Genomic DNA, 25,092 nt, shown 5'->3' on the forward strand with positions numbered 1-25,092 from the left:
TGGCAGAGGGCCGCCCGTGCTAGTGAAGGCGACCCCTAGTCCTTGAATGCTGGTTCTGTAGACTTTGTTGGCATACACCCCGCTGGTGACGTTGGCCAGGCCATAGCCCGAATCAACCGTAAACTCGGTCGACTGTTCATATGGGGCATACAGGCACTCCAGCTTTACCGCCTGGCCCGCGGCCATGCTGAACTTCTGTCGATAAACTTCGGCGCCTACCGGCACATCGCGCCCGACGGTGATCGCCGATATTTGCAACGGCATGGAGCCATTCGCTGGCTGGATGCCATTCATGTAGGTGCAGGTTACCGCCATGGCCGTGTTGGCTGCAGCCCACAACGCCATAACTGCCAATCCCGAGTTGATCAAAGCCCTGATGTTCATAACGGTACCTTTTGCATAGTGTTGGGCCGCACGCGGTCAGCGACCTGTTTGCCTGCCGCACACACGGCGTCCAGCTGCTGCAACTGCTGGCCCTCGCCCGGGCCCGGTGGAATGACCAACGCACACTGCTGGTGCGCTTTGCTGCCCCAATTGATCAGCAACTGGCGGGTGTCCGGCTTGATGCGTGCGTAGAGCTGACCGCCCTGCCCGACCACGCCCACCGTGGCGCCTTCGCCGTCCGTTACGCCGGCACCGAACGGCAAACTGTTGCCATCGTCCAGGCGCACATTGAGCAGTACTGCCCGCCCCTGGTTGGTGGTGTATTTGAGGTGCACTACGGCGCCGGCACGCGGCGCGACCTGCTGGCTGGTTTCGTTGAATTCAACGTCCAGGGAACTGCCGATCGGGTCGATGGCGACCTCGTTCAATTCATAGGGGCGCAAATACGGCACCACGGCGTTACCGCTTGCATCAAGCCTCAGACCTGGATAGCCCGACACCTTGGCACCCTGCGCACCCGGCGCGCTGATCACCGCCATGGTCTCGCCACGATAAGGCGTCATGGTCATACCGTCGGCATGGGCCACCAGCGTGCCGCTGGCACCCACGGAAGCACTGGTGTAGCCGTCGCCACGCCCCAGTGCGGCACTGAGCATCGCCCTGGCACCGGTGTACTGCCCGTTGAGCGCTACACTTTTGCTATTGCTGCCACCGTCATGCCCGAAGGTTGCGCCGTAGCCGTACTGGCGATCGTCGCCCGCGGTGCCGCTGATGCCGGCCTGCTCGCTGTAGTTGCCGCGCGTGTCACGGCCAACCTGCGCCGTCATCTGTGGGCCATAACCAGATCCACCAAACTCCAGGGGCATGCTCATGGTCAGCAGGAAGCTGTTCTCCATATCGCCCAGGCCCATGCGGCTGCGATTGGCGTTCACGCTGAAACTCACGCGATTGAATTGCTTGCTGTAGCTGAACTGGTACTGCACATCACTGCCCGGCTGGTTCCAGTAATTCTGCGCATAGCCGCTAAGAGTCACTTGGCCCCAAGGCCCCAACGTCTGGTCTGCGGTGATGGACAGGCGGCTGCGCGGACGTCCGAACATACGGGTGTCCCAACCATTTTTCTCGGCATCCACCAGTTGCACGGCATTGCTGAAATCCAGGTAGTCACCGGTAGAAAAACGGTAAGCCGCCACCGAGAAGTTGCTGCCGGTACTGAGTACATTCTTGCTATAGGACACACGCATGCTCTGCCCTTTGGCCGTCCCGGCAGCCAGCTCGGTCTGTGCGTGAGTCACGTCCACCGCCATGGCGCCGATGGGCGTGCCAAACGCCAGGCCCGTGAGCAGCGCCGTGTAGTGGTCGCTCGACTGCAGGCCACCGAAGCCTGTGAACGTGTTGTTCAGGCCATATTGCAGCGTGCCTTGCAGCACGCGTGCCTGTTGGTCGACAAAGTTGTTGCGGGTTTCACCGGCGGTGAAGCTGAACCGCGAGGTACCGGGGCGCAACAACTGGCTGACCGAGGCATAGGGCACGATAAAGTTTTGCTCGGTGCCGTCTGCCTCGGCAACGCTCACGTTAAGGTCTCCGCCGTAGCCGGTGGAGTACAGGTCATCGATCACGAAAGCACCCGGCGCTACGGTAGTTTCCAGCAGGACGTTGCCGGCCTGGCGAATGGTCACGCGGGCGTTGGTGCGGGCAATGCCACGGATGACCGGGGCATAACCGCGCATGGAATCAGGCAGCATGCGGTCATCGCTGGCCAACTGCACGCCGCGAAAGGACAAGGTGTCGAAGATCTCGCCACTGGTGTTGGACTCCCCCACCGTCAACTGGCTTTTCAGCGCCGTCACATCACGTTGGGCGTAGGTGTCCAGAGCCTGGTACTTGTTGCCCTGGCGCGACTGCCAGCTCATCGACGCGTTGTGGCGCAGGCGCCAGTCACCCAGATTAAGGCCCGCATTAAGGCCCATGAACGCCGAGTCATAGTCGCCCGTGCGGGTGCGATTACGGTTGGCGTTGAAGGTGTAACTGAGCATGCTGGCGGTCACACCGCGGTCCCATAACTCAGGGCTGACGTAACCCCGGGAATTACGCTTCAAGGCGGCCTGAGGAATGCTGAGGTCGAGCGCCTGGTTCTCCGGTGAAAAACTCGCACTGGCACCTTGGATCAAACTGCCCAAAGACACGCAGCCTGTGGTGTCCAGCGGTTCGGACAGCTTGGACATGTCCACGCCCTGACGTTCAAGCAAGCCATGGTCCATGCACACCACCGGTTTGCTGCCGTCGGGCTGGGCCTCAATGCGAATGTCCTGGCGGCTGTTCAACTGGCCGTTGAGCAACACATCGGCGCGGTATTGCCCCGGCGTCACCGGGTTGCCGGTCTGGTATTTACCCAGGTCGAGGTTACGCGAGTCCTCAGGCAGGAATGCGTCGTTGAACTGCACCTCTTGCGCCAATGCGCCCTGTATTCCCCATGCACCAGGCGCGATGGCCAGCACCTTGAGCACCAAGGCTGTAAGCGGATTCAAGGCAAAGCGAGGCTGCGCCCGCAGGGCAAGCCTGGAGCTGGAAGAGGTTTGCATAATTAACTCGCGTGTAAAGACGTCAGGAGTTGATCAAGGCTTGAGTGCTTTCCGAGTCGGGATCAGCGCGCCGTAATCGTTGATGGCGTTGAACTCCACTTGGGCATCGGCGGCAGGCCGAGTCTTGAGAGTCGGCAGCGGGAACTGTCGGGTTTCACCCGGAGCGACCATGCCGTCCTCACTGCGAGCACGTACTGAGCCCGACACCAGTTCCAGTTCAACCAGCGATACGTAAAAGGCCGACGGGTTGAACGCCTGCAAAGCCAGGCCCAAGCCATCACGGCTGGAAACCACTTGCCATTGCACCTGTTCAATCGCTTCAGTGGCGGTTCCGGGCAACTCGGTGGGGCGATAGAACAGCTTGATCCGCGAGCGAAATGCCATTTGAAGGGTGTTAAGGTCCTCACCCGCCTCGGGCTTGGGCGGAATTTCCAGTACGTTCAGCCAGAACACCGACTCCTTGTCCGAGGCCAACGCCGCCCCCGTGAACAATACCCGCAGGCTTTGGCCTTTGGCCGGGTCGATACGTGCCACCGGCGGCGAAAGCAGAAACGGTGCCTTGGAACTAGTGGGCGTGGACTCGACACTGCCAGTATCGATCCAGGCTTGCATCAGTGCAGGCTGCGTGCCGTTGTTATTGAGTTTGACGGTGACTTCCTTCTGGCCAGCCGGGTAGATCACCCGCGTGCCGGTAATCACCACGCCCGCAATGGCTTGGGCGCTTGCCAGGGCCAGAAGGCTTGCCAGCAGCAACTGTTTGAGTGGAAGTTTGCAAGGCATGACAGTGTCCCATCGCCGCCAGAAAACACGCCCTTTTATCGACCACACAGGGCGTGTGTTCATTGGCGAGCGACTTACTGATAATTAATGGAGTACGTCACGTTACTGATAACGGTGCCCGGCGTAGTTGCGGCCTGGGCGTAGTACTGGACGGCGTAAGGCAGGTCGGCACTCAGTGTTGTTGTATCGATGCTGATACGGCTGGTAGACGCCACTTGCCCGGTGTCACCGGCTTTGATGGCTTTACCATTTGAGGCGTCAACCAATTGCAGTTGCGCCTTGGTGGCGGTGCCGCTCAAGTTCTTCAAGTTGCCGCTGGCCGGGTCCACCGAGCCACCTGCTTCAAAGAACGCAGAGGCGGTTTTAAGCGCCGCAGAGCACTTGCTCAGTTGAATGCTGAACCCGGTCTGGCCCGCCACTTGGCCCTGTGCAGCCAGCGAAGCGGTCGAAATCGTCGGCAGCGTGACGGGGCTGCCTGCTGAGCCTGCCGCGCCATTGACTGCGACTTGGCAAGTTTCGGCTTTCAGTTCGCCGTTGAAGTTGATAGTACCGTCCGACGCCATGGCGGCGGAGGTGGCGGTGGCGGCGACCAGTACAGCGAGGACGCGGGCTTTGTAATCCATGAGTAACTCCAAGAGCGCAAGATGCTGAGTAGAGAGTGAGTTCCCTGTTGCAGGAGAACTGCTGTGTTGTTGCGGAGTTAAGTGTAAGGAAGTCACCGAACTGTCCAAATAGGACTGCTCCGAAAAAGCAACTAAGCCCTGCAGATTTTAATTAATTAACTTGGCGATGCCCGCGCAAAACAATTCAATCTGCCGAGGAAGGTTTTTATTCTGCAGACAACTTTATGGTCAATAGGAGTGCTCCTAAAAACAACGCCGTCACCCCAACAATTCAAGGGCAACACTCAAGCGCTTAATGCTGCCCACTGTTCAACCATACGGCTGAGATGACCGGCAATAACGACAGTTGGCCAGGCTGTTTTATCCTGCAAGGCCGCATCGATCAGGTCCGCCGTGGTCGCGATGTCTATCCACCCCGCCACTAGCGCGGCAGCCTGCAGGTTATGCGCGGCGAGCAACGCCAGGCTGCGATCACGCAGGGCTGCCGCCTCAAGCAAGCCGCCTAGCTGTTTGCGCAGTATTTCAGGCCCGGAGGTACTCGGCGCCGATGGGGGTTGCAGCAGGTTGACCTCGCACCACAGTTCAATGGTTTCGCGTAGAAGGCCCTCGCCAATGGGTTTGCTCAGCGCGCCATCCATACCCGCTTCAAAGCAGCATTCCAGCATGTCATTGCCGGTAAGCTGTGAGACCGCGATGATCGGGCAGTGTGTACGCTGTCGCTGGCTCTGCACCTGCCTGAATTCACCGGCCAGTTTATAGCCAGCGCCTGCTGGCAGGTCGCAGTCGATAAGTATCAAATCAACCTTGTGTGCATTGAAAAACCTTAAACCCTGGTTGGCATCGTCCATTGGTAAGGGATGGCAACCTAACGCGCGCAGCTGCGTCACCAGCCCTTGCTGGTCGACATTGGTGCCCCCCACCACCAACACCGTCAAGCCCACAGGTTCGTCGGGCGAAGGCATCACCTGCACGGGTGAATCAAGCGGCGCAGCCCATTCAACCGGCAATCTCACACCCACGCGGGTGCCTTTGCCCTGGAGGCTGCTGAGCGTCAACTCGCCCCCCATCAACTGCACTAACCGCTGGCAGATCACCAACCCCAGCCCGTTACTGCCACTGGCACGCGCGGATGAACTCAGCAATGAGGCGTGTGCCTGGTCGGACAACCCGATCCCATTGTCGATGACCTCAATCATCAGGTAGTGATCGCCCTCAAGCACCTGAAACCGAATCTCTACATGGCCCCTGTCGGAGAACTTGATGGCATTGACGATCAGATTGCGCAAGACCTGCGCCACGCGCAGTTCATCCAGCAATAACGGGGCGTGCAGGTGCTCACCCGTTACCGTCAGTTCAAGGCCTTTTGCCTCGGCAGACGCGCGCTGGCTGTCCACCACGCGCTGGACCAGCGCACCCAGGTCCACGGCCTCCACATTCAGCGTCAATTGCCCGGCCTCCATCCTGGAGATATCCAGCACATCGTCCACCAACCGCAACAGGGTATTGGCGCCGTTGTTCGCAAGGGCCGCAAAGTGATGTTGCTGTTCGTCAAGTGCGGTGTGCTCCAGCAACTCAACAGCGGCCAGTATCGCGTTCATGGGCGAACGGACTTCGTGGCTCATAACCGCCAGGAACATCGCCTTCTCCCGTTCGTTATGGATGGCGCGCCGGCGTTGCACGCGGCTTTGCCACACCAGCGTGATGAGTATCAGCACGCTGCTAAGCAGCAACCACAACTCACTTTTGTAGTGATCAAGGATGGCCTTGATGGGCGGGATATCGAGGTTCATGTCCGCGAACCAGGCATCGTAGATCGCCTGGCGCTCATCGCCCGAAATGGACCCCAGTACCTTCTGCAGAATCGATAGCAAAATCACGTCGTTGTCGCGCACCGCCATGCTTACCCCAGTACGCTGCTCGGGCACCACACCGGAAACCTGCAGCACGCCCTGGTACTGGCGAGACAGATACGGGATCAGCAACCACTCCGAAGCAATGGCGGCGTCCGCATCGCCGTCCTTGACCATTGCCATCATGTCGATCGCGTTCTGGGCCGAAATGATCGTGATGCCCGGCGCCCGCTCACGCAAAAACGCCGAATAGCCTTCACGCCCCAGCATCACCAGGCGTTTGCCGGCGAGCTGGCCCAGTTCGGCAAACGGCTGATCGTCAAAACGGCTGATAAGGATGGTCGAGCTGTTGTTGTAAGGCGCGGTATAGAGAACGCCGCGATCTTCAGCAGGGTCGTCCGACCGGCGCCGGGTGGACAAGATATCCACCTCACCACTGAGCAGCATGTCTTTGCGCGCACTGCGTGAGGTAGTCGGCACAGACTTGAAACGCAGCCCCGTACGCCGTGCGATCAAGTCCAGGTACTTGGCCGACAGCCCTCGCAGTTCGCCACCGCTGATGTACTCAAAGGGCAACAGGTTATCGAACACCCCCACACGCAATACCGGGTGGGCTGCAATCCAATCGAGTTCCTGTGGTGTCAACGCCAACGCCGGCGCATTGGCTTGCGCAACACACAGACCAATCTGGCCCATCAGCGCCAACACCGCCAACAAGCGCCACATCAAGGCAGCATCCGGTGCGAACGAGTGGCAGGCAGTGCATCAACCTGCCGATCGCCGCCCAGGTCACGCCATTGCTGGAGCAGCAACCGCAAAGCCTGTGCATATGCCGGGTCATCCCAACCCGACTGCGCGCGCAGCAGGTTCTGCAGGTTTTCGGCAGCCTGACCCATCGCCGACCATTCCATGATCAGCGCTGCGCCGTGCAAACGGTGGGTCACGTGCAGAGCGGAGGAGCGATCACACAGCGCAAGCGCTTTGGTCAGGCTGCCCAGGTCAGCGGCCACTTCGCGATTGATCCCGGCCTGGTCCAGCACAGGGGCCATCAGGTTTAACCGAGGGTCTGCCAGTGTGACGTCGCACCAACGCTCAATCACCCCGCGCAATGGCTCCAGGCGAATAGGCTTGCTCAACACCGCGTCCATTCCCGCCGCCAGGCAGCGCTGAAGATGTTGCTCACCGGTCAAGGCAGAGATGGCAATGATCGGGCAACGCAGTCGGCCCACCTGCTGTTCGAATCCGCGCAGTTCGCGGGTCAGGCTGTAGCCATCCTGGTCCGGCAGGTCACAGTCCATCAGGACCAGGTCGTAACGGGTGTGCACAAACAAGGCGCGGGCTTGGGCGGCATCGCCGGCTATCACCGGCAGGCTGCCGAAGCTTTTGATTTGCGCGCCCAACACCTGCTGGTTCGCCCGGGTGTCCTCCACCACAAGGATCTGCAATGCTTTGCCAGCGTTTGCCGTTAATAGCGCCTCTGCCGGTTGCGATGCAAGAGGTTGCGGGGCGTTTATCACGGGCAAGCAGATCGTCACCGTGGTGCCCGCGCCCGGCGCGCTCTTGAGCGTCAACGTCCCGTGCATCAAGTTGACCAACTGCTGGCAGATCACCAGCCCCAAGCCTGAGCCGCCCGCGCGTTTGTATGACTGGCTATGCTGCGCGTAGGGTCGAAACAACGACGCCTGAACCGCCGCCGAAATGCCGATGCCGGTGTCGCGGACCTCGATCTGCAAGCGGCCGTTGCTCGCGTCCAGGCCAACCTGGCGCACGTCGATATCAATACTGCCCGCATCGGTAAACTTGATCGCATTCGAGAGCAGGTTATGCAGGATTTGCGTCAGGCGCGCACTGTCGAGCATCAACAGGGGCAACGCCTCTTGGATATGCGCATTGAGCTCCAGGCGTTTTTCCCTGGCCCGCAGGCGATGCAGCCCGACGACTGCCTGCACCAACGCTGTCACATCGGTCGACTCGACCTTCAGGCGTTTCGGCTTGACCTGCGACCCGGAGGTTTCAAGCACATCGTCCAGCAAACGCAGCATCGCGTCGGCACCACTATTGGCCAGCTGGGCAAAGTGGCGTTGTTGCTGATTGAGCCGTGTGTGCCCCAGTAACTCCATCGCCGCCAGCACTGCGTTCATGGGCGAACGTATTTGATGGTTCATGACCGCCAGGAACATGGATTTTTCTTGTTCATTGCGCAACGCCCGCCGGCGCAACCGATGACCGCGATAGACCAGCGCGCAAAGGCTGGCGAATGCCAACGCACCGAGGATGAACACATGCGCATAATGATTGACGATGTTTGACAGGGACGGCACGTCCACTTCCAGGTCGTGATACCAATTCTCATAGATATCATTGCGCTGCTCCGCCGTTATGGAGCCAAGTACCTTTTCAAGTATGGAACGCAACATGAGGTCATCAGCGCGCACGGCCATGCTCACATCCAGCATCTGGCTGCCGACCACGCCGGAAACTTCCAGCACGCCCTGGAATTGTCGATACAGGTAAGGCATTAAAAAGGTTTCCGAGGCCACTACCGCATCGGCCTTGCCCTCCTTCACCATGGTCAGCATCTGCAGGGCCGAGGTGCTTCTGATCAGATGGGACTTGGTCGCCTTGTCCCGGAATATCGTCTCGTAATATTCCACATCGGGAATCATCACGTTTTTGCCCTGTAGTTGTTCAAGGTCGAAGACACCCGGGCTGTCGACGCGCGTGACGATGATGGGCGAGGTGGTGTGGTAAACCAGCGCAACAATGCCCTTGGTTGCAGGCTCAGAGCGAAAGCGCAAGTATGAGGACAGCAGGTCCACCTGCCCTGCCAGCAGCATGTTTTCGCGTGCGGCCATTGTATTTCCGGGCACGTAGCTGAAACGAAGGCCCGTAGCGGCCGTCACGAACTGCAAATACTGCATGGACCGCCCGCGCAGTTCTCCACCGTTCATGTACTCGAACGGAATCAAGCCCTCCACCACCCCGACGCGCAACACCGGCTGCAGTGCTATCCACTGCAGTTGCTCGTCGCTCAGCGCGACGGCAGCCGCACAGACGAGCGGCGAGCCCAGCACAATCAGCGCCAATAGCACTGCCCTCCACAACCCGATTGTCATGGCGTGCCGATGAGTTTATTCAGCTTGAACAGCTCGTTGTTCGAGGTGACCCCAAGCTTGCGAAACGCTGCGGTTTTCTGGGTGCTGATGGTTTTGATGCTGCGGTTGAATTTCTCGGCAATCTCACTCACCGTCATGCCCGCCAGGTAACAGCGAATGACTTCCTGCTCACGGCTGGTCAACTCCGCCTGGACCAACGCGTCAGGCGCATCGCCACGGCCTTGGCCAGTATCGCTGGTCACCGTCTCCGCCAGGCGGTAGGTCATGTCGGTACTCAGGTACACCGCACCCGCCGCCACCTTGCGGATGGCCTTGACCAACTGCGCCATTTCTTCACCCTTGCCGACAAAGCCACGGGCACCGACACGCATGGCCAGGCTGACCGTCGCCGGGTCGTGATGCGTGGACAAAACAAGGATATGACAGCTGGGAAATTTGACCCGCAAGGCGCGGATCAGTGAGACCCCGTCCAGCTCGTCAGGGTTCAGGGAGAAGTCCAGCAGCAGCAGGTCTGCTGGCGCCGAGGCGAGGCCGGCGATCAGGTCGCGGCTGCGCGCATAAATGCCCACCACTTCAAAGTTCGCCTCGGCCGCCAACGTGGCGGCTAGCCCGTGTCGAACAACTGCATGATCATCCAGCAAAGCAATACGTATTGGTTTCATCGTGATCGACCCACTCGGCACAACGCTGTCGGAATACTGGGATACCCCACCGCTACAACGTTCAACCCGTCTTTGAGTATATGCAAGGATCGGTAAATCACACCCCGCTCGTTGCTGGGTGTCGGAAACCAGGATCAAATACCATCAATAATGTGTTTGATCCTGAACAACTCATTGTTCGATACCACGCCCAACTTGCGAAACGCCGAGGCTTTTTGTGAGCTGATGGTCTTGATGCTGCGATTGAATTTTTCGGCGATATCGGTAATGGTCATACCCGTCAAGTAACACCGAATCACGTCCTGTTCACGCGCGGAAAGGCTGACAAAACGCAAGGCTTCATCGCGGTTCTGTTCGTCACCGATATGGTTCACCGCCGTCGCTTCGGCTACCCGGTAGGCCATGTCCGGGCTCAGGTAGACCTCCCCGGATGCCACCAACCGAACCGCACTGATCAACTGGTTGATATCTTCACCCTTGCCAAGAAACCCGCGCGCGCCGACACGCAGGGCCAGGATCACGGTGGCGGCATCGTGATGCGTGGAGAACATCAGAATGCGGCATTGCGGGTACTTCACTCGCAACGCACGAATCAACAAGATGCCGTCCAGTTCACTGGGCCCGAGCACGAAATCCAGCAACAGCACATCGGCGGGCAGCAACGCGAGCCCAGCCATCGCTTCACGGCTGCGGGCGTAGACACCCACCACTTCAAAATCAGGTTCCTGCTGCAATCGATTGATTAACCCGTGCCGCACGATTGCATGATCATCGAGCAAAGCAATTCTTAAGCATTTCATAACGTGGAAGGCACTCTTTATAACGAGCAAAAGGATGAGGCCTGCAACATTCTCATCTTTAGTAAGTTCTCGTCATCGCAGACGAACCTATAAAATCAACGGCATCCGTGATATTGAACAATCGCACATAACACACATAACAACAGCCAAACCAACTCAGCAACCGATAGTTCTTAAACAGTGAGCGGATGCGAAAGTTAATGCACGGGCACTCATTCGGGTATCAGATCACTCCTAAAAGCGCTCAGCACCCGCACTATTTTCCCGCTGAATAACAAAGTTCAAGAAATCGTCCATTTCCATTGGGCGAGCCAACGCGTAACCCTGCCCCACTCGGCAACCCAAACGATAGAGCAACGCAATCGTCGACTCGTCTTCGATGCCCTCAGCCACCAAATTCAAACTGAGCAGTCGCGCCCAATTGACAATACCGGCAATGACTTTGCGTGAAGACGAGTGCTGTTCAACCCCACGCACAAACGATCCGTCAATTTTCATCTCATCAAACGACAGGTTCGCCAACAGGTTCAACGTAGCAGCGCCCGTGCCGAAGTCGTCCATCGATACCTGGAACCCCTTGGCCCGAATCGCCGTCAACGAGGCGGATAGGTAGAGCTCATCCGGTTCGGGTACATCTTCAGTAAGCTCGATTTTCAGCAGCCGGTTCGGCAGGCCGGCCTGGCGCATCCGCGCGGCCAGGCGCTCGGAGAAATCGGGGGTGCAAATGGTTTTGGCCGACGCGTTTACAGCAATGGGAATCCCGATATGTTCGCGTTTGAGCGCGAGCATGGCCTTGATCGTCCACATCTCCACCAGGCTGAACAGCAGCAGGTCCAGGCCCAAGCGGTTGACCAAGGGCATCAATACCGAAGGGGGGATTTCCCCAAATCGTGGATGCTTCCAACGCACCAGCGCTTCGGCCCCCACGATACGCCGGCTCAGCAGCTCAAATTGCGGTTGGAACACAAAACGCAAGCCCTCGCCTGTGGTCAGCGCGTTGATCACCTCATCTTCGGCCAAGTCATCAAAAGTGTTCATATTCAGCCTTGCATCCGGCTGCGCGCGCGTCAGCACGACCGCGCGCAAGGCGTCGCCCAGCGCCAGGGTTGCGCCTTCGCGCAGGATTTGCACGGAGATCCCCGCCGTTCGCGCCAACCGCGCATGGGACTCCAGCGCACTGACCGCAACCCCGCCCATGTACTTGATCCAGAGCGGGCTTGCAGGCGTTTTACGGGTCACGTCGACCTCGCCCGCGGGCGCGTCCAAGGCCGTCTCTCCGGTCCAGAAGATGCAGGGCAACCGGGCCAGTGTGCCTGCTTCGTGCAGCCCCCTGAGCAGGCTCGGCAACATCAGCCCATCACCGCACTCTGGGCGAATTTCGCAGACAATGACGTCGATCGGGGACTCGCGCAGCCAAGCCTCAACGGCGCTCAAGGTGCCAATATTGGCAATCGGAGTTACCCCCATGCTGCTCAAGGCGAAGGCAAGCCGATGCGCACAGGCAGCATCGGATGCCAACGTGACGACACGTAGCGCGCTGAACTCGTTGGGCACGACGGCATTTTGGATCATGACAAAAATTTCCCGAGATTGTTTCAGGAAAAAAGCTTATCAGCGCCAAAACAGAAACAAATAGGACTGGGACTAAAACCGCAGTACCGCTCAGTCGACCAGTTCGCCCTTACGCGCCAACGCCCACGGCGCAATCAACCGTTGCGGCGTCTGGCAGGCTTTACGCTTGAACACAAAGTTGCGGCACTTCTCGGCAAACTGCTGGCGGTTGTGCACCATGTCCAGTTCCATCTGGGCCAACTCGTTTTGGCGGCAGCGATCCATTGGCTCAAGGTCGATATTGGCTTTGCGCATGCGTTGCGCGGCGTATTTCTCATCGCTCAGCGCGCCTTGGGCCGCTTGCAGCAACCATGCACTGAACGCACTCGGGCAACGTGGCCCAATGTCCTGCACCATGCCCCACTGCTGTGCCTGAATGGCGCTGATCGGCAGGCACTCTTCAGTGAGCTTATGGGCAATTTCACTGCCCACCGCACGCGGCAGGCTGTAGGTCCAGTATTCGGAGCCATACAGGCCCATGCTCTTGTAATGCGGGTTGAGCACTACGCCGGCACGGGCGAAGACGATATCGGCCGCCAGGGCCAGCATCACACCTCCGGCGCCGGCACTACCGGTCAGGCCGCTGACCACCAGTTGGCGGGCCGTCAGCAGTTCCTGGCACACATCATCGATCGCCTGGATATTCGCCCAAGCCTCCAGCCCTGGCACGGGTGCGGCCTGGATGACGTTGAGGTGTACGCCATTGGAAAAGCTGCCGCGCCCGCCCTTGATCAGCAGCACCTGGGTGTCCCGTGCCTTGGCCCAGCGCAGTGCAACGACCAGCCGCTGGCATTGTTCAGTGCTCATGGCGCCGTTGTAGAACTCGAAGGTCAACTCGCCGACATCGCCGCATTCACGGTAGCGAATCGGTTGATAGGCCTGTTCATTGAAGGCTTGGTGGGCAATTGAGCTGTCCAGCACGGGCACACGCGCCAGGCGCCCGGCCAACACGTGACGGGCCGGTAACTTGAAGGTTTCCTCGCCTGGCTGGGCCTTGCGTTTAAGTGAGCCGACCCACACGCTCTGATCGCCGGCCGCGACCAATACCGCATCATCCTGTACCGCGAGCATTTCACCCGGCAGGCCCCGGCGTGCATCCAGGTGCGCGTCGTACAGGTAATACTGCTCGCCGTGGATACTGGCCAACACACCCGGCTGGCCGTCGGCGGCGTCGATGCTGCGTTTTATGAAGCGCGCGCAGTCGTGCCAGCTGAAAGCACGGTCTACCTGCTTCATGTTCGGCTGCAAGCGCCCGATAACGTTGGGCTGCGTGTAATCCAGTGGCGCGGGGAGCACACCACGGGTGAATTTTTCCACTACGTCGCGAATACAGGTGATCGCAGCGTCACTCACCAGGCCGTTGTACAACTCGGACTTTCGCACCTCGGCGGGCATGTCGAACTCACAGGTCGACCAGACCGGCCCTGCGTCCATCTCCTCCACCGCCTGCAACGCGGTGACGCCCCAGCGACGGGCCTGCTGGGTGATGGCCCAGTCCAACGCGCTGGCGCCACGGTCACCGACAATACCCGGATGAATGATCACCACCGGGCGGTCGAGGTTGCTCCACAACTGCTGCGGCACGCGGTCCTTGAGAAACGGGCAGATCACCAGGTCGGCGTCCGCCGCCTCGATTTGCCGGCACACCGTGGCTTCATCGGTGAACAGCACCACGCTGGGGTCGAAACCAGACTGGCGCAAATCCAGCCAGGCCCGTTGGGTCAAACCGTTGAATGCAGAGGACAACAAGATGATCTTCAGTGATCGCATGGCAGACTCTTCCTTGAGGTGCACGGCCACAGGCTCGCATTGAGCCGTCCCTGGCCTTTGATGGAAGCGCAAGGTTAAAAGGCCTGTCAGGCGGGGCACCTGACCGAGATCAATCTTCGGTCAGCCAGGGAGAATTGCGTCGCAAGAACCGGAGTTTCAGTGATTTGGCGCCTGCCTACACTGGCGCAAATGCACAGTGACCGAGGCTTTCATGACTCCCCTTGCCGCCACCCTGGTACACCTGGACTGGCAAACCATCGGCCTGGAACTCGACCGCGAAGGTTTCGTCGTGCTGCCCGGCATGTTCGGGCTTGAGGTCCCAGGCTTGTTCACCCACCTACTGAACGGCTTTTATCCGCCATTGGCACAGGTTTCCAACCGGTGGAACGACATCCTGCAACTGCCCTACCGCTACCCTCCCCAACTCACCGACTTTCATGCGCAGTGCCGCGCCGTCGGCCAGCAGCAAGCACTGCCCCAACTGACATGCCTGCGCAAAGACGAGCACCAGGCGCTGGGGCAGGACGCCGAGGGCGAGCACGTATTTCCATTTCAGTTGGCCGGCGTGCTGTCTGCGCCCGGCGAGGATTTCACCGGCGGCGAATGTGTCCTTACCGAGCAACGCCCCAGAATGCAATCACGGCCGATGGTGGTGCCGTTGCAGCGCGGCGATCTGGCCGTGATCACCACGGCACACCGCCCGTTCAAGGGCAGCAAGGGTTACTACCGGGTGAATATGAAACACGCGATCAGCAGCGTCCGAAGCGGCGAACGGCGCGGTTTTTTGCTCAGTTTTCACTTATGCCCTGGGGCGGCCCATGACTGACGAGCGCATGTGGCGGCTATTGGGCAGCGATGGCCAAGCCTACTCAAGCGCCGAACAGGGCACATTGGCTGGTCATCGACGCGGTAAACGCTACGGCACGCTGGATTGCCGTGCGGCACTGCACGCCATCGCCCGTGGCTGCTATGTGCAGCACCGGGTGTTTTTCCTCAATCAATCCAGCGCCATCGCAGCGGGCTATCGCCCTTGCGCCGTGTGCATGCCGGCCGAGTATCGCCAATGGAAACTTCAGCAGCCTTTATGAACACTCACCTGGAAAATCTCGATTGGCCAATGATCGAAGCGGCCTTGATGAACGACGGCTTCGCCCTGCTGCCAAGGCTGCTGACGCGGCAAACCTGTCAGCAACTGGCAGCACTCTATGCCGATGAAAGCCACTTTCGCAGCCGCATCGCCATGCAGCGCTACGCCTTCGGGCGTGGCGAATACCAGTACTTTCGCTACCCGCTGCCGGCACTCGTCGACAGCCTGCGCTCGCATCTTTACGCGCGCCTCGCACCAGTCGCCAACCGCTGGCACGCGGCGCTGAAGATGAATCAACGATTCCCCGACACCCATGTGGAATTCAAAGCGCTATGTCACCAGGCCGGCCAATGCAGGCCCACGCCGCTGATGCTGCGCTATCGGCAAAATGACTACACCTGCCTGCATCAGGACTTGTATGGCGAGCAGGTGTTTCCGTTTCAGGCGGTGTTTCTGCTGGATCAGCCAGGTGTGGACTTCGAAGGGGGTGAGTTCGTCCTCACCCACTCCGGCTCCAGCAAACCCGCACGGGCTGAGGTAGTGCCCCTTGAACAAGGCCAGGCACTGATCTTTGCCGTCAACAGCCGCCCGGCACGTTCCGCGCGTGGTTTTTGCACAGTCAGCGTGCGTCATGGGGTGAGCCGCCTGCATCGCGGAGAGCGCCACACGCTGGGCATCATCTTTCACGATGCCAAATGAATGCTGTCAACGGGTTAGCTTCACGCCCTTGATCCACTTAACCGCATCATCAACCGACTGGCCTGCACCGCCGGGCGAGACGTTGTGCCCCAACTCGGGATACAGCCGGTACTCAAAGGGTTTGCCCTGGGCTTTAAGCGTACCCAGCCGTTCGATGGCCATGAACGCCGGGGTTTGCAGGTCCTGGCCGCCCAGCAACCAGAGCCCCGGCACCGAGATGCTGGCGAGTGCGTCGCGTGGGTCGGTAGCGGCAAAATCATAGCGGTCCGGGTCTTGCGCGATATGTTGGCGGGCATCGGCCTCGCTGTGGGTATGCCAGAAATCTGCCTTGCCCTGGGTCAGAAACTGGAACCGTAGCTGCTCAAGTGTCGTCAGCAGTGGGCCGCTGAATAGCACCATGAAGTTGATGCTCCGATTACGCTCGGCGGCGAGGGGAATGATCCAGCCCGCCTGGCTGAAACCCACCAGCCCAATGGGCACTGGGTTGGCCGCAAGCGTGGCGGATAACACCACGAGCGCCGCATTCGCATCACCCGCCAGCGCCGCCAGATTGGAAGCGTCGAGGTTATTGCCGCCGACTTCCGGGCCAGCGTACACACCGCCAGATTGCCCGACGCCGCGTTTGTCGTAGGTCAACACCGCGATGCCACGTTGGGCCAGGGTTGTGGCAAAACTACTCATACGCGGCACCTGGCCGGAACCGTGTACCAGCACCACGCCGGCTACTGGATGCTCGGGCAGGTAAACCGTGCCGGCCAGTGCAACATCAGCATTGGCAAATGTAATGTCCCGCGTCACAAAACTGGCGGGGGCAGCCAGGGCCAACCCAGGCGTCAACATGAAAAGGCCCAGCCAAAAGCCGATGTTTCGCAGCATGATTCAATCCGCACAAAGGTACGTCCGAGTACCGGTGCGCCACTGTGCCTGGGCAGCGTTACTATCTTATGACTGGCGGCTTTTATGGGGGATACGCTGTGTCAGACACCTGGATTTTGACTGACCCACCGCATTCGCGGGCAAGCCCACTCCCACACGAAGAGTGCGGCCCTTGGATTTGGCGCCTATAACTGCTGTAGTGAAAAAACCACCTGACGGAGCATCACTATGAACCCGACGAAAACCGCATTGGTCCTGATTGAATTCCAAAATGACTTCACCACTGCGGGTGGGGTGTTTCACGACGCGGTCAAAGGCGTCATGCACAGCACCGACATGCTGGCGAACACTGCAACCACCGTTGAGCAAGCCCGAAAACTCGGTGTGAAGATCATCCATATGCCGATTCAATTTGCCGACGGCTACCCCGAGCTGACGCACCGCTCCTACGGCATTCTCAAGGGTGTGGCAGACGGCAGTGCCTTCCGGGCCGGCAGCTGGGGCGCCGAAATCAGCGAGGCGCTCACCCGTGAGCCGGCTGACATCCTCATAGAAGGCAAACGCGGCCTGGATGCGTTTGCCACCACCGGCCTGGACCTGGTGCTGCGCAACAACGGCATCCAGAACCTGGTCGTCGCAGGCTTTTTGACCAATTGCTGCGTTGAAGGCACGGTTCGTTCGGGCTATGAGAAAGGCTACGACGTGGTGACGTTGACCGACTGCACCGCGACCTTCAGTAATGAGCAACAACACGCCGCCGAGAACTTCACCTTGCCGATGTTCTCGCAAACGCTGAAACACACCCAGTTTCTACAAGCGTTGAACGCCCAATAAAAACGGCGGCGACTCATCACTGAGTCGCCGCCTGCTTGCGGGCCTGCCTCACTCGTCGGGCACGTACTGCATCTCTCCGTTGCCAAACGACCAATCCTCGCGTTTCACATCCACCAGGTTGATCCACACATCTTCTTTGCGCAGCCCTGTTTTGGCGTGGATGCCCTCAGCGATACATTTATAAAAAGCCTTTTTCACTGCGATGCTACGCCCGGCGCTCCAGGTCACCTGGATAAACACGATGTTTGGCGTGTAGGTAACCCCCAGATAACCCGCCGCCGGATACACCAACTCATCCTTGGCGTGACGATTGATGATCTGGAATTTGTCGTGCTCAGGCACATTGGCCACGCTGGTCATGGCGGCGTAGACCACATCGCCAATTGCAGCGGCGGTTTCAGTGGAGGTGTCGGCGGCCAGGTCGATTCGAACTAAAGGCATGGGAAATTCCTCGGCAGGTCAGTGGCCGGTGCTCGAAAGTGGCCATTGGCACTACGCTAGCTCGAACAACAAAATTCATCAAGCGCATATTCATTTATTTAATAATGCGTTAATTGCATGTTATTCATTCTCCCGGCAAATGCATAATCAGCGCTGATCGACGAGTCGATCAGCGCCTTCGGCCCCTAAAGCATCGGCGACAGGCTGACCACCCGCAGCGCCAGCCCCTCATATGCGTCCAACGTGATGGTGAACTCACCTTCAGCGGTGAGATCGCCCTCGACCCGCTCATTGATGATGTCCACCACCGGCCCTGGCGCAATGTCGGGCAGGTGCAGGGTTTCGGTCAGCGCGGTACTGCCGAAGTTGAGCGCGGTGATTTGCGTGCCCTTCCCGGCCGGCAACTCGTGAACCATGATCAGCAGCCCCGGATGCTCCACATCCGGCACCAGGATCTGGCGGCTGGCGGCGATTCCGTAGGCGTTGCGCACGGCGAGAATTTTCTGCAACTGGGACGCAAACGAATCCGGGTCCTGCAACTGGCTGTTGAGGCTGCCGTAGAGGGTTTTCGCCCTTGGCATCTGGCCGGCGGACAGTTCGGCGTCCGGGTTCAACTCCACCAGGTCATAGGCACCGCGATGAATCCAGCGCGTGTCGCCATCGCCCATCAAATGGGCAACCGCATCGGCCGCCAACGGCAACGCGCCGACCAGGTCCCAACCCGACAACGCAAACACCCCAGGCTGCATGGCGTTGTACATCACCAGCAGTATATGGATACGGCGGATCTGCTCGATATCGGCCGGCGTGATCGCCTCCAGGTCACGGATGCCCAAGGCTGCCGTGATAATGCTGGCGGTGGTGCAGGAAACCCCATTGGTGACGAACTTGAGGTTATACGGCGCATGCTCGCCGGCCAGGCGCTCGTACATCTGCTCGCGGATATGCTCGCGCAGGCTGTTACCGGGAAACGTCTGGCCTTGGTAGAGGTAACTGTCGTGGGCGTGCAGGGTCCAGAAATGCACCAGCTCCAGGGTCAGCTCATCGTGGTTTTGCAACGCATGAATCAAGGAGCCTGGGTCAATGCCCTGGCTGTGCATCTCGCGCAGCATCAGGCGCAGAAATTCGGTGTCGCCCATCAGCAAGGCATGCTGATACGCCGGGCGCGTGATGAAGTCATAGGACAGGTCGGCGCCGCCGTGGGACATGGCGGCAATATCGTCGACAGTGAGGTTCAACTCCTGAAAGCTGAACCCGCCCGCCTTGCGAATCGCCCCGCCCAGCAACTGGTTGCCGGTGATCGACAACGGGTGGCTTTCCGACCAGGCAGTGCCGTCCAGCTTGCGTTCCACGCCGAGGAAGCCGTTGGCGTCCAGGCGCAGGATCTTGGCGCCCATCACATCAATGGCATGCAGGGCGTCGCCGATGATCATCTGCTGCGCGGCAAACGAAGGGTCCAGCCAGTTCAGCGACGGCTGGCCTTCCTTGAAGTAATGCAGGTACACCCAGCGGCGCGGCTTGTCATCCACACCGATGACCACCGGGGTTGCACTCCAGTCGGTTTCCTTGACGCCGGGTTCGAAGAAGATCACCCGCTGCAACTGGCCAACGATGTAATGCTTGTCGCGCAGCGCATCCACCTGCGCGGGGCTGAGGTTCTGCGCATCACGCCCTTCGGCGACGTCAGGTAACAGCGGCCAGTCTTCCTCGCGGATCTCGACCATGTGGTAGAGCCCCGGATAGTCCTCATACGCCATCTCGGCCAGGCGGAAGTCCGCGCCCTTGCCCGTGTGGGAGGGGATCACATCGTCGATGATCACCGCGTTGTGCGCGGCGGCCATGCGCGTCAGGGCCTGCAACTGCGCTTCGGTGCCCAGCTGTGGGTCAATCTCGAAGCTGATGCGGTCGAAATTGCCATCGATGGTCGGCGTATGCCGTGTGCCGTCGAGCCCGCCGGACTTTTTCAGCGGGCCGTTGTGAATGCCCTGGATGCCGATCTTCGACAACGCCTGCCACAGGCTTTCATCGCCCAGGGCTTCGAGCACCGTGCCGTTCTCACGGGTCACAATCGAGGCCGGATAAGCGGTGAACCATACCGACGACAACGCTGAGGCATCACGCGGCCGGGTCTGCGCATACGGCTGCTGCCACAAACGCCCTTGCCCGCTGTACAGCCTTGCCCGCTGACGCGCCGCATTGAGCATGGATTGTTGCACCAGCCAGTTCACATGATCGTTATCCGCCGCCGTCATAAGCCTGTTTCCTATTGCCGTGAAAAGGTTATTGGTAAGCATAGGAGCGGCGGAGGCCTTGATTCGTTGCATTTACTCCAATTGCCGGTACTGCCTGGGAGTAAAGCCGGTCAATGCCTTGAACTGGCGGGTAAATGCGCTGTGGTCGGTGTAGCCGCATTGCAACGCCACCTCGGTGATCGGCAGGTCGGTGTGCAACAGCCGGTGCGCATGCTCCAGGCGCACCTTCTGGATCATCTGCCGGGGTGTGAGGTGGAATACACGTTTGCAGTAGCGCTCCAGTTGCGCCACGGAAATCCCGGCAATGCGGGTCAGCTCGCCGAGGGTGACACGGCGGTTGAAATGCTGGCGAATGTGTTCATCCACGGCGGCCAGGCGCTGGTAGGCCGGATGCTTTTCGCTGGCCGATTGCAGGTCCACCGAAATACCCGCCAGGCCGATGATCGCGCCCTTGTCGTTGTACAGCGGCCATTTGTGCGTCAGGCACCAGCCCGGTTCGCGGCTGCCATACAGGTGCAGCTCAAGCTGGTCTTCGAGCACAAAACCCTGCTCCAGCACGCGCCGGTCTTGCTCGGTGTAGCCCGGCCCCAATTGTGCGGGGAACACTTCGGCGCTGGTCTTACCCAGCAGCGGCTGCAGCTGTTTGAGGCCGCAGCGTTGCACCAGGGTGTGGTTGGCGAGGACGTAGCGGGCGTCGATATCCTTGATGAAAATCGCCGCGTTGGGGATTACGTCGAGCAAGGGCAGCAACTGCGCGACCCCCGCCAATAGTTGCTCGATGCTGTTGGGGCGGTTGGCCTGTAGAAAGCTCGCAAATGCACTGGGTAGCATGGCCTGCACTCCATTTTTTTTAAGCAGATTGCCCTATGCCAGCCTGAGTATCCACACAAGGTTGTGGCAGCCTTGGAGGCCACACTCGATCAAAAATGTGGGAGCTGGCTTGCCTGCGATGCAGACGCCTCGGTCATTCAGGCAAACCGAGGTGATGCAATCGCAGGCAAGCCAGCTCCCACAAAAAAGCCTGGATCTACGCATTCAAACTGTGCCGAATTCGTCATTCACATCAACGCAAAACATCAATCGCAGCGCCCTTGATCGGTTCAGGATATCGCCACTGCATGCCTATCCAATAACTCACAAGAAGGCGCCGCCATGTCTGCTCAAGGCAAGTTCAAGAAACAACTTTCACTGATGGACCTGACCTTTATCGGGTTAGGCGCCATCTTCGGTTCGGGCTGGTTGTTTGCGGCCAGCCACGTGTCCGCCATCGCCGGCCCGGCGGGAATTATTTCCTGGCTGATCGGCGGTTTCGCCGTGCTGCTGCTGGGCATCGTGTACTGCGAACTCGGCGCCGCCCTGCCCCGCGCCGGTGGCGTGGTGCGTTACCCGGTGTATTCCCATGGCCCGCTGCTGGGCTACCTGATGGGCTTTATCACGCTGATCGCGTTCTCAAGCCTCGTGGCGATCGAAGTGGTCGCCTCGCGCCAATACGCCGCGGCCTGGTTTCCCGAGCTGACCAAGGTCGGTTCCAGCGACCCGACCACCCTGGGCTGGTTGGTGCAATTTGCACTGCTGTGCCTGTTCTTTGTGCTCAATTACCGCAGTGTGAAGACCTTCGCCATCGCCAATAACCTGGTGAGCGTATTCAAGTTCATCGTGCCGCTGCTGGTGATTGGTGTGCTGTTCACCTTCTTCAAACCGGCGAATTTCCAGACCCAGGGTTTTGCCCCGTTTGGCCTGTCGGGCATCGAGATGGCGGTGTCGGCCGGCGGAGTGATTTTTGCCTACCTGGGCCTCACGCCGATCATCTCGGTGGCCAGTGAAGTAAAGAACCCGCAACGCACGATTCCGATTGCCTTGATCCTCTCCGTGCTGCTGTCGACTGCCATCTATGTGCTGCTGCAAACCGCCTTCCTCGGTGGCGTGCCGACCGAGATGCTGGCCGATGGCTGGGCGGGTATCAGCAAGCAACTGGCGCTGCCTTATCGTGATATTGCCCTGGCGTTGGGCGTGGGTTGGCTGGCCTACCTGGTGGTGGCCGATGCGGTGATCTCACCCAGCGGCTGCGGCAATATCTACATGAATGCCACGCCGCGTGTGGTGTACGGCTGGGCGCAGACCGGCACGTTTTTCAAGATCTTTACGCGCATTGATGAGAAGTCCGGCATCCCGCGCCCGGCGCTGTGGTTGACCTTTGGTTTGTCGGTGTTCTGGACCCTGCCGTTTCCGTCCTGGGAAGCACTGATCAATGTGGTGTCGGCGGCGCTGATCTTAAGCTACGCCGTGGCCCCGGTGACCGTCGCCGCGCTGCGCCGCAATGCGCCCGGCATGGCCCGGCCGTTCCGGGTCAAGGGCATGGCGGTGCTCGGCCCGCTGTCGTTCATCATCGCCGCGCTGATCGTTTACTGGTCCGGCTGGAGCACCGTGTCGTGGCTGCTTGGCCTGCAAATCCTGATGTTTGTGGTGTACCTGCTGTGCGCACGCTGGGTGCCGACCGCGCACCTGAATCTCAAGCAACAAGTGCGCTCGTCGGCCTGGCTGATCGGCTTCTACGCGGTGACCATCCTGCTGTCCAAGCTCGGCAGTTTCGGCGGTATCGGCGCGATCAGCCACCCGTTTGACACGCTGGTCGTCGCCCTCTGCGCCCTGGGCATTTACTACTGGGGCGCCGCCACTGGCGTGCCCGCGCACCTGGTGCGCCTGGAACACGAAGACGACGAAAGCGAAGCGGTCAGCGACGCGCATTACAACGCGCCACTGTCCCCGGCCACTCACTGATGGAGCCTGTTATGAAGCGCCTGCATGTTATCGACTCCCACACCGGCGGCGAACCGACGCGCCTGATAATGGACGGCTTCCCTGCCCTCGCCGGCGCAACCATTGCCGACCAGTTGCACACCTTGCGCAGCGAACACGATCAATGGCGCCGCGCCTGCCTGCTGGAGCCACGTGGCAATGACGTGCTGGTCGGCGCGCTGTACTGCGCGCCGGTCACGCCAGGCGCCACCTGCGGGGTGATCTTTTTCAACAATGCCGGTTATCTGGGCATGTGTGGCCACGGCACCATCGGCCTGGTCGCCTCCTTGCACCACTTGGGCCGCATAACGCCCGGCGTGCACACCATCGACACGCCGGTCGGCCCGGTAGCCGCCACCTTGCACGACGACGGCGCGGTGACCTTGCGCAACGTGCCCGCCTACCGTCACCGCCAGCAGGTGCCGGTGGATGTGCCGGGCTATGGCGTGGTGCATGGCGATGTTGCCTGGGGCGGCAACTGGTTTTTCCTGGTGTCGCAGCACGGCCACAGGCTGGCGATAGACAACGTCGACACCCTCACCGACTACACCTGGGCGATGCTCAAGGCCCTCGAAACCCAAGGCATTCACGGTGCCGACGGCGCAGTGATCGACCATATCGAACTGTTCGCCGACGACGCCCACGCCGACAGCCGCAACTTCGTGATGTGCCCCGGCAAAGCCTACGACCGCTCACCGTGTGGCACCGGCACCAGCGCCAAACTCGCGTGCCTGGCGGCTGACGACAAACTCGCGCCCGGCGCCACCTGGGTGCAGGCCAGCATCACCGGCAGCCAATTCGAAGGCCGTTATGAATGGGATGGCGAGCGCATTCGCCCCTTCATCACCGGCCGCGCCTACATGACCGCCGACAGCACCTTGCTGATCGACGAACAGGACCCTTTTGCCTGGGGCATCTGAGCCCGGGCCTTATTTAACTGAACGCTGGAGTTAGAACAATGAGCGACAACATCTTCACCGGTTGCATCCCTGCACTGATGACCCCGTGCACGCCTGAACGCAAACCGGACTTCGACGCCCTGGTCGCCAAGGGCCGTGAACTGATCGATATCGGCATGAGCGCCGTGGTGTATTGCGGTTCCATGGGTGACTGGCCGCTGCTGACCGAAGCCGAACGCCAGGAAGGCGTGGCCCGTTTGGTTGCCGCTGGCGTGCCGACCATCGTCGGCACCGGCGCGGTCAACAGCCGTGAAGCGGTGGCCCACGCCGCCCACGCGGCCAAGGTCGGCGCCCATGGTTTGATGGTAATTCCGCGCGTGCTGTCCCGTGGCGCTTCGGCCACCGCGCAAAAGGCGCACTTCTCGGCGATCCTCAAGGCCGCGCCGAACTTGCCGGCAGTGATCTACAACAGCCCGTATTACGGCTTCGCTACCCGCGCAGACCTGTTCTTTGAGCTGCGCCGTGAACACCCTAACCTGATCGGCTTCAAGGAATTTGGCGGCGGCGCCGACCTGCGCTACGCGGCGGAAAACATCACCTCCCAGGACGATGCTGTAACCCTGATGGTCGGCGTCGACACCCAAGTGGTGCACGGTTTCGTCAATTGCAACGCCACCGGTGCCATCACCGGTATTGGCAACGCGCTGCCGCGCGAAGTGCTGCAACTGGTGGCCCTGAGCAAAAAAGCCGCCAAAGGCGACGCCAAGGCCCGGCGCCTGGCGCGAGAGCTGGAGGCCGCGCTGGCCGTGCTGTCGTCTTTCGACGAGGGCTGCGACCTGGTGCTGTATTACAAGCACTTGATGGTGCTCAACGGCGACCAGGGCTACGCCCTGCACTTCAACGAAACCGACGTACTCAGCACTGCCCAACAGCGTTATGCCGAGCACCAGTACGCGTTATTCCGCCAGTGGTTCGCCAACTGGTCGGCTGAACAGAACGTCGCCTGACACCCTCGCGCGCCGCTGTGGTT

General features: G+C 60.1%; 20 protein-coding genes and 1 pseudogene. 7 read left to right on the forward strand and 14 right to left on the reverse strand.

Annotation, left to right across the window (positions count from 1 at the left end):
• The 10 genes and pseudogenes from GIW28_RS23370 to GIW28_RS23415 form a co-directional block, all read right to left on the reverse strand.
• A pseudogene (locus tag GIW28_RS23370) lies at window positions 1-384 on the reverse strand (fimbrial protein); the annotation flags it as partial.
• Window positions 381-2,966, reverse strand: coding sequence for a fimbria/pilus outer membrane usher protein (locus GIW28_RS23375; RefSeq protein WP_236448066.1), 2,586 nt, complete (start codon window positions 2,964-2,966; stop codon window positions 381-383). The gene GIW28_RS23375 and the pseudogene GIW28_RS23370, both read right to left, overlap by 4 nt.
• 33 nt (window positions 2,967-2,999) lie before the next feature.
• A complete protein-coding gene (locus GIW28_RS23380; protein ID WP_017138855.1) occupies window positions 3,000-3,746 on the reverse strand; it encodes a fimbrial biogenesis chaperone in 747 nt (248 codons plus the stop codon).
• Window positions 3,747-3,820: 74 nt separating this feature from the next.
• Entirely contained in the window at window positions 3,821-4,369 is a 549-nt protein-coding gene (locus GIW28_RS23385) for a fimbrial protein (RefSeq protein WP_236490417.1), read from the reverse strand.
• 284 nt (window positions 4,370-4,653) lie between these two features.
• Window positions 4,654-6,945: an ATP-binding protein gene (locus GIW28_RS23390; protein WP_236447644.1), complete on the reverse strand. Its 2,292-nt coding sequence runs from the start codon at window positions 6,943-6,945 to the stop codon at window positions 4,654-4,656.
• Complete coding sequence (locus GIW28_RS23395; protein WP_100219309.1) at window positions 6,945-9,335, reverse strand: ATP-binding protein; 2,391 nt, start codon at window positions 9,333-9,335, stop codon at window positions 6,945-6,947. Before GIW28_RS23395 ends, GIW28_RS23390 begins: the two co-directional genes overlap by 1 nt.
• Window positions 9,332-9,997 carry a response regulator transcription factor gene (locus tag GIW28_RS23400; RefSeq protein ID WP_017138859.1) on the reverse strand — a complete coding sequence of 222 codons (666 nt, stop codon included), beginning with the start codon at window positions 9,995-9,997 and terminating at the stop codon, window positions 9,332-9,334. Before GIW28_RS23400 ends, GIW28_RS23395 begins: the two co-directional genes overlap by 4 nt.
• Window positions 9,998-10,131: 134 nt before the next feature.
• Window positions 10,132-10,797 carry a response regulator transcription factor gene (locus GIW28_RS23405; protein ID WP_170037525.1) on the reverse strand — a complete coding sequence of 222 codons (666 nt, stop codon included), beginning with the start codon at window positions 10,795-10,797 and terminating at the stop codon, window positions 10,132-10,134.
• 234 nt (window positions 10,798-11,031) lie between these two features.
• Window positions 11,032-12,369 carry an EAL domain-containing protein gene (locus GIW28_RS23410; RefSeq protein WP_017138861.1) on the reverse strand — a complete coding sequence of 446 codons (1,338 nt, stop codon included), beginning with the start codon at window positions 12,367-12,369 and terminating at the stop codon, window positions 11,032-11,034.
• 90 nt (window positions 12,370-12,459) lie between these two features.
• Window positions 12,460-14,178, reverse strand: a complete 1,719-nt coding sequence (locus GIW28_RS23415) for a hydrogenase maturation protein (RefSeq protein ID WP_236447642.1) — start codon at window positions 14,176-14,178, stop codon at window positions 12,460-12,462.
• A 211-nt stretch (window positions 14,179-14,389) separates the two neighbouring features.
• Here GIW28_RS23415 and GIW28_RS23420 point away from each other — a divergent pair, with 211 nt between their 5' ends.
• Genes GIW28_RS23420 through GIW28_RS23430 form a run of 3 tightly spaced genes read left to right on the forward strand, consistent with a single transcriptional unit; the run spans window position 14,390 to window position 15,964 of the window.
• Window positions 14,390-15,004 (forward strand): 2OG-Fe(II) oxygenase, encoded by a 615-nt coding sequence (locus GIW28_RS23420; protein ID WP_138453409.1) that lies wholly within the window; start codon window positions 14,390-14,392, stop codon window positions 15,002-15,004.
• Window positions 14,997-15,266: a metal-binding protein gene (locus GIW28_RS23425; protein ID WP_236447641.1), complete on the forward strand. Its 270-nt coding sequence runs from the start codon at window positions 14,997-14,999 to the stop codon at window positions 15,264-15,266. Before GIW28_RS23420 ends, GIW28_RS23425 begins: the two co-directional genes overlap by 8 nt.
• Entirely contained in the window at window positions 15,263-15,964 is a 702-nt protein-coding gene (locus GIW28_RS23430) for a 2OG-Fe(II) oxygenase (protein WP_170037533.1), read from the forward strand. Before GIW28_RS23425 ends, GIW28_RS23430 begins: the two co-directional genes overlap by 4 nt.
• Before the next feature lie 6 nt (window positions 15,965-15,970).
• Here the strand turns inward: GIW28_RS23430 and GIW28_RS23435 are convergent, their stop codons facing one another.
• Window positions 15,971-16,840 (reverse strand): alpha/beta hydrolase family protein, encoded by an 870-nt coding sequence (locus tag GIW28_RS23435; RefSeq protein ID WP_236447640.1) that lies wholly within the window; start codon window positions 16,838-16,840, stop codon window positions 15,971-15,973.
• Window positions 16,841-17,068: 228 nt separating this feature from the next.
• Between GIW28_RS23435 and GIW28_RS23440 the strand changes: the two genes are divergently transcribed.
• Window positions 17,069-17,674 (forward strand): cysteine hydrolase family protein, encoded by a 606-nt coding sequence (locus GIW28_RS23440; RefSeq protein ID WP_170037539.1) that lies wholly within the window; start codon window positions 17,069-17,071, stop codon window positions 17,672-17,674.
• A gap of 48 nt (window positions 17,675-17,722) precedes the next feature.
• On the opposite strand, the gene GIW28_RS23445 is transcribed toward GIW28_RS23440, so the two are convergent.
• From GIW28_RS23445 to GIW28_RS23455, 3 genes are all read right to left on the reverse strand, one after another.
• Window positions 17,723-18,115: a tautomerase family protein gene (locus GIW28_RS23445; protein ID WP_169986173.1), complete on the reverse strand. Its 393-nt coding sequence runs from the start codon at window positions 18,113-18,115 to the stop codon at window positions 17,723-17,725.
• 185 nt (window positions 18,116-18,300) lie between these two features.
• A complete protein-coding gene (gene treS / locus GIW28_RS23450) occupies window positions 18,301-20,367 on the reverse strand; it encodes a maltose alpha-D-glucosyltransferase (RefSeq protein ID WP_236458988.1) in 2,067 nt (688 codons plus the stop codon).
• A gap of 72 nt (window positions 20,368-20,439) precedes the next feature.
• On the reverse strand, window positions 20,440-21,198 hold the full coding sequence (locus tag GIW28_RS23455) for an AraC family transcriptional regulator (RefSeq protein WP_099549696.1): 759 nt from the start codon (window positions 21,196-21,198) through the stop codon (window positions 20,440-20,442).
• Window positions 21,199-21,519: 321 nt separating this feature from the next.
• Between GIW28_RS23455 and GIW28_RS23460 the strand changes: the two genes are divergently transcribed.
• Genes GIW28_RS23460 through GIW28_RS23470 form a run of 3 tightly spaced genes read left to right on the forward strand, consistent with a single transcriptional unit; the run spans window position 21,520 to window position 25,069 of the window.
• A complete protein-coding gene (locus tag GIW28_RS23460) occupies window positions 21,520-23,145 on the forward strand; it encodes an APC family permease (protein WP_236447742.1) in 1,626 nt (541 codons plus the stop codon).
• 11 nt (window positions 23,146-23,156) lie between these two features.
• Window positions 23,157-24,083 (forward strand): 4-hydroxyproline epimerase, encoded by a 927-nt coding sequence (locus GIW28_RS23465; RefSeq protein WP_236447743.1) that lies wholly within the window; start codon window positions 23,157-23,159, stop codon window positions 24,081-24,083.
• 38 nt (window positions 24,084-24,121) lie between these two features.
• Complete coding sequence (locus GIW28_RS23470) at window positions 24,122-25,069, forward strand: dihydrodipicolinate synthase family protein (protein WP_177033173.1); 948 nt, start codon at window positions 24,122-24,124, stop codon at window positions 25,067-25,069.
• Window positions 25,070-25,092: the final 23 nt, after the last annotated feature.

This window comes from Pseudomonas sp. PA-5-4B, from assembly GCF_021606215.1.
GTDB lineage: Bacteria > Pseudomonadota > Gammaproteobacteria > Pseudomonadales > Pseudomonadaceae > Aquipseudomonas > Aquipseudomonas edaphica.

What these genes read in the sequence shown, in the direction of transcription:
- GIW28_RS23435 (WP_236447640.1), bottom strand. Translation starts at nt 16,840, where the DNA reads ATGCTGCGAAACATCGGCTTTTGGCTGGGCCTTTTCATGTTGACGCCT.
- GIW28_RS23385 (WP_236490417.1), bottom strand. Translation starts at nt 4,369, where the DNA reads ATGGATTACAAAGCCCGCGTCCTCGCTGTACTGGTCGCCGCCACCGCC.
- GIW28_RS23410 (WP_017138861.1), bottom strand. Translation starts at nt 12,369, where the DNA reads ATGATCCAAAATGCCGTCGTGCCCAACGAGTTCAGCGCGCTACGTGTC.
- GIW28_RS23445 (WP_169986173.1), bottom strand. Translation starts at nt 18,115, where the DNA reads ATGCCTTTAGTTCGAATCGACCTGGCCGCCGACACCTCCACTGAAACC.
- treS (WP_236458988.1), bottom strand. Translation starts at nt 20,367, where the DNA reads ATGACGGCGGCGGATAACGATCATGTGAACTGGCTGGTGCAACAATCC.
- GIW28_RS23455 (WP_099549696.1), bottom strand. Translation starts at nt 21,198, where the DNA reads ATGCTACCCAGTGCATTTGCGAGCTTTCTACAGGCCAACCGCCCCAAC.
- GIW28_RS23420 (WP_138453409.1), top strand. Translation starts at nt 14,390, where the DNA reads ATGACTCCCCTTGCCGCCACCCTGGTACACCTGGACTGGCAAACCATC.
- GIW28_RS23405 (WP_170037525.1), bottom strand. Translation starts at nt 10,797, where the DNA reads ATGAAATGCTTAAGAATTGCTTTGCTCGATGATCATGCAATCGTGCGG.
- GIW28_RS23460 (WP_236447742.1), top strand. Translation starts at nt 21,520, where the DNA reads ATGTCTGCTCAAGGCAAGTTCAAGAAACAACTTTCACTGATGGACCTG.
- GIW28_RS23375 (WP_236448066.1), bottom strand. Translation starts at nt 2,966, where the DNA reads ATGCAAACCTCTTCCAGCTCCAGGCTTGCCCTGCGGGCGCAGCCTCGC.
- GIW28_RS23400 (WP_017138859.1), bottom strand. Translation starts at nt 9,997, where the DNA reads ATGAAACCAATACGTATTGCTTTGCTGGATGATCATGCAGTTGTTCGA.
- GIW28_RS23425 (WP_236447641.1), top strand. Translation starts at nt 14,997, where the DNA reads ATGACTGACGAGCGCATGTGGCGGCTATTGGGCAGCGATGGCCAAGCC.
- GIW28_RS23380 (WP_017138855.1), bottom strand. Translation starts at nt 3,746, where the DNA reads ATGCCTTGCAAACTTCCACTCAAACAGTTGCTGCTGGCAAGCCTTCTG.
- GIW28_RS23390 (WP_236447644.1), bottom strand. Translation starts at nt 6,945, where the DNA reads ATGTGGCGCTTGTTGGCGGTGTTGGCGCTGATGGGCCAGATTGGTCTG.
- GIW28_RS23430 (WP_170037533.1), top strand. Translation starts at nt 15,263, where the DNA reads ATGAACACTCACCTGGAAAATCTCGATTGGCCAATGATCGAAGCGGCC.
- GIW28_RS23395 (WP_100219309.1), bottom strand. Translation starts at nt 9,335, where the DNA reads ATGACAATCGGGTTGTGGAGGGCAGTGCTATTGGCGCTGATTGTGCTG.
- GIW28_RS23470 (WP_177033173.1), top strand. Translation starts at nt 24,122, where the DNA reads ATGAGCGACAACATCTTCACCGGTTGCATCCCTGCACTGATGACCCCG.
- GIW28_RS23415 (WP_236447642.1), bottom strand. Translation starts at nt 14,178, where the DNA reads ATGCGATCACTGAAGATCATCTTGTTGTCCTCTGCATTCAACGGTTTG.
- GIW28_RS23465 (WP_236447743.1), top strand. Translation starts at nt 23,157, where the DNA reads ATGAAGCGCCTGCATGTTATCGACTCCCACACCGGCGGCGAACCGACG.
- GIW28_RS23440 (WP_170037539.1), top strand. Translation starts at nt 17,069, where the DNA reads ATGAACCCGACGAAAACCGCATTGGTCCTGATTGAATTCCAAAATGAC.